The 2,271-nt window shown below is 58.6% G+C and carries 2 protein-coding genes; both read right to left on the bottom strand.

Features of this window, described 5'->3' with window-relative positions; genetic code table 11:
• Positions 1-105 precede the first annotated feature (105 nt).
• The gene (locus NW843_RS12685; RefSeq protein WP_011433539.1) at positions 106-471 is read right to left on the bottom strand and encodes a hypothetical protein; all 366 of its coding nucleotides are present in this window, start codon (positions 469-471) and stop codon (positions 106-108) included.
• A 37-nt stretch (positions 472-508) separates the two neighbouring features.
• On the bottom strand, positions 509-2,185 hold the full coding sequence (locus NW843_RS12680) for a hypothetical protein (protein WP_414523117.1): 1,677 nt from the start codon (positions 2,183-2,185) through the stop codon (positions 509-511).
• Positions 2,186-2,271 lie beyond the last annotated feature (86 nt).

Below are 2,271 nucleotides of genomic sequence, written 5' to 3'. Positions count from 1 at the left end.
CAGTTGAAATAGATGGTAATAAAAACCACGACTGCTATCAGCCCCTTTGATTCCGGTAACGCCGATCCCCGTCTCGATGAGGGAGAGGAGATAGGGCTCAAGCGCCTAAGTTTCGACTCTGTGGGCGCGCAAGAGCAAGTTGGTTCCCAAGTCCTCTTGGGCTGCCCAAAAGGCGCAAATCCACCACGAAACCTCGTCTTGGCGATAAATGCCACAGGTGAAAGGATAAGGTTGCAAAATATTCGCCATCTGCGCTAAGGCCGGAACTTCCGCCATGTAGTCGGCCCACACTTGGGGATCCAAGGCTTCGTAGGTGAAATCGGAAGGAAAGAATGTGCAACTGGATTCCAGGCTGGGCCGGTTGGTCAGCAACAATTGAGCAGGATCTGAGGATTCACAGCCCAAGCGATCCCCGATCTGAAAGGTCAGTTGAAACAGGCGGTTAATCAGATCAAATTGCTCAGGGCTCATAAGTTCAGAATTCCTAACTTTCAGATTGGGATGGGCGTTAGAGTTGACAGGTGCGACGGCTGCGCTCCAGCTCCGGCTCGATCCAGGAGAGGGCGAAGTGACTCACACAGGGCAACTGCGGAAAGCGGCGGGCCAGCTCTGCTGTTTGGGTTTCCAGGCTGGGGCGTTGCCGCTGGGCTTGTCCCCATAGACCGGCAATGGCCGGGCAGACAAAGGTTTGGGGAGAGGCCACAGCCAGGACCTGCTCCACCTGCTGCGCCACACAGGAGCTATCCTCGCACTTGGCATAGGCCATTGGGTGCCATTCCATACCCGGATCAAAGCGGTCCCAGGGTTGCAGACGAGCGTCAAACCCTTCTCCTACTGCTTGGTTGCCTTCTGGGAAGAAGACAGCCCCCACCGGGATCCCCAGCCTCTGGGCGGGTTGGGCGGCCTGCTGTAGATAATCGAGAACGCCGTAGCGGGCAAACTCGACGCTGAGCTGCCAAAGCTGCTGCTGCCAACGTTCTTGGCGAACGGCGGCGCTGGGGGTGGGGGAAGGGGCAGGAGTTGGTGCTGCTGCCTCAGAACTGGAATCCGCCGGTTTCTCCAGACTCTCTGGTAAATCTTTTGCAGAGGAAAGCTGATCCCCCTGCCAATTCCTGCTGGCCATGTCTTGGGCAGCCCAGTCCAGTAACTCTGGGGAAAGCGCCCATTTCTCGGTCGGGCTGGGCCAGGGATCCCCTGGCTGACGCCATCTGGGCTCTTCGGCATAGGTGGCATCCAGATGGAGAACATCTGCCACTGCAATGTAGCCCTGGCTCAAATAGCGCTCCAGCAGCGCCCGACCTGCTGGATTTTCTGCCAAATCGAGGTAGGCTTTCCGAGCGGCCTCTCCATGAATCCACAAGTCTCGGACGGTGGCTGCCACGCTGGATCCCCCTGAGCCACGCGGATAGCGAATGTAGTCGAAAAGGATCCCATCTGGCTGTCGCTGTAGAATGCGGCGGACCAACTCGGCAAAATCCCGCCGTGCCAGGGGATGAAAGGGATCCACAAATACCTCGCCAGGACTGCCCAGGTCTTCCGAAAGGGCTGTAGCGGGATCCAAGACAGTGGTGATGCCGCGACCGTTGCGGGCCAGGGCCACCTGTCGATCGGGCCGTTGTCCGTAGCTGTAGCCGAAATTGAGGGAAAACACCCAGGCATAGGCAGATAAGCCGCGGCGTCGTGCCGCCTTCAGAGCCAGATCCAACAAGTCGGCGTTGGGCTGTAAGCTGGGCCAGATCCCCCCTGCGCCATCCGGCAAAATAGAGCGGCCATCGTAAAAGGTCTCGATAAAGACGCGGTTGTAGCCCAGGTTCACTACTTGGTCGAATACCTGATCCAACACGCCCGGATTGGCATCACAAGGGTGCAGACGTACCCAAATGGCCTGGATCTGGGGCCAGCGTTGGCTGCGGCAGGCAATCAAGGCAGCGCCATGTTCGGCCAAAACTTGGGTGTACTCGGCCCAAGCAGCATTCGACTGGGCAGCCTGCTGGCGCAGTTGAGCCTTGCGCGCTACCTCCTCGGGCGGCTGTCGGCAGTAGGCGTCGAGCCAAGCAGCCAAGTGGGATCCCCTCTGTTCCGCACTGTCTACGGAACCAGAGCTGGGGAAAAGGGAATGGCCGGGCCACAAGAACTGAGCCTGGGCCGTGATTCCGGATCCCAGCAACATCAGCGCGCCCAGCACACCCGCAAGCCAGCGGCTCCCTTTGTTTTTTGGCAGTCTTAGCACTGATACATTCACGCTGAACTCTCCTGAACATGGTTCAGGAA

The organism is Synechococcus sp. R5-12, assembly GCF_047502655.1.
Classification (GTDB): Bacteria; Cyanobacteriota; Cyanobacteriia; order Thermostichales; family Thermostichaceae; genus Thermostichus.
The sequence above is the reverse complement of the archived record's forward strand: the minus strand, read 5'-3'. Positions and strand labels throughout refer to the sequence as shown.